The 291-nt window shown below is 61.2% G+C and carries 1 protein-coding gene; it reads left to right on the top strand.

The genetic code is table 11. The features are described from left to right. The coding region (locus XpopCFBP1817_RS22435; protein ID WP_484606963.1) for a transposase family protein at positions 1–291 on the top strand (291 nt) is incomplete at both ends.

The following is a 291-nucleotide window of genomic DNA, read 5'->3' on the forward strand; positions in this document are numbered from 1 at the left end:
CTCTCCGGAAAACCAGGGCGCCGGCGACGTTGGCCAGGCAAACTGCATGCCGGCAACGCCGACGATATCGAACGTTGTCGCACCTTCCGCAAGCAGCGGGGCATCATTGCGCCGATTGCACGCAAGGGCATCGACCGCAACGACCGTCTGGGCCGTCATCGCTGGGTCGTCGAGCGTATGCATGCCTGGTTCGCAGGCATGGGCAAACTACTCATCCGCTTTGAACGCCGCATCGATCTCCACTTGGCGTTGCTCTGGCTTGCATGCTCCATCATCGGCTTACGGCTTCTT

The sequence above is a fragment of the Xanthomonas populi genome, from assembly GCF_002940065.1.
In the GTDB taxonomy this organism is placed as follows: domain Bacteria; phylum Pseudomonadota; class Gammaproteobacteria; order Xanthomonadales; family Xanthomonadaceae; genus Xanthomonas; species Xanthomonas populi.